This window comes from Amycolatopsis sp. NPDC051061, from assembly GCF_040682935.1.
In the GTDB taxonomy this organism is placed as follows: Bacteria; Actinomycetota; Actinomycetes; order Mycobacteriales; family Pseudonocardiaceae; genus Amycolatopsis.
The window spans coordinates 1-1031 of record NZ_JBFBBZ010000184.1; the positions used below are offsets into that span (position 1 = coordinate 1).

The window sequence follows — 1031 nt, forward strand, 5'->3', positions numbered from 1 at the left end:
ATAAACATTAAAAAAACCACTCTATATTAAAGTGCCCCTAATTTATGAATGGGAAGTGTGAGTTTCCTCTTGCTGGCTAAGTATATCATACTCTCTCATAATTGCAACTGAATATAAAAAAGCTGAAGTCATGACTCCAGTTTTTGCACGATTTTCAGATACAATTATGCTTTTGTGATATTAACTGCTTGAGGTCCACGTTGACCTTCTTCAACATCAAATTCAACTTTTTGACCTTCGTCAAGTGATTTGAATCCATCAGATTGGATTGCTGAGAAGTGAGCGAACAAATCTTTGCCTTCTTCTGAAGTGATAAAGCCAAATCCTTTATCTGCGTTAAACCATTTTACTGTTCCATTTGCCATAATATTTATTTCCTTTCGACAAAATTGTAAATCTCATTTTGCGAAAAGTGAATCGATAAAACATTTTACTCATGACAAAATCTACTTCTTCATAATAACACTAATTATACTCAATGTCAAACTACTCTCTGATTAATAAAATCCATATCGTAGTGACATGGATTTTATGAACTGTAGGGAAAGCAACTAATCTTTCCCTCACTCAGTATAACATTTTAATTCATTTTTGCAATAGCAATAAATAAAAAAGCAAAGGACACCCCATGCTTTAACTCATTTATCTTTTATGTACGTTTGAAGCATAACGTCCACGAGACGTCATTTTGATATCAAAAGTAACCTTTTGACCTTCAGCGTATTTTTTAAAATCATTTCCCTGAATAGATAAGAGATAAGCAAACACATCTTGCATATCATCTGCCATAATAAAACCATAGCCTTTGTCAGCGTTAAACCAATTTATTGTTCCTTTATTCATGTAATACATCCTTTCGCATCATCTGTAAATCCCATTTTGCGAAAAAGTGCATTCCTAAAACATTTAAACTCGAGACAAAACCTACCTCTTAATAGTAACACCTATTATTACTAAAGTCAAATTGGTCTATTTAATACTTATAGATCTTCTTGTGATTTCCCAGATTTTCATGCGGATTTGCTTTAGCA

General features: G+C 32.5%; 2 protein-coding genes. Both read right to left on the reverse strand.

The features are described 5' to 3' along the window. Positions 1 to 164: 164 nt before the first annotated feature. A complete protein-coding gene (locus AB0N03_RS52560; RefSeq protein WP_063283138.1) occupies positions 165 to 365 on the reverse strand; it encodes a cold-shock protein in 201 nt (66 codons plus the stop codon). 277 nt (positions 366 to 642) lie between these two features. Further along, complete coding sequence (locus AB0N03_RS52565) at positions 643 to 843, reverse strand: cold-shock protein (RefSeq protein ID WP_039114841.1); 201 nt, start codon at positions 841 to 843, stop codon at positions 643 to 645. Between the last annotated feature and the right edge of the window lie 188 nt (positions 844 to 1031).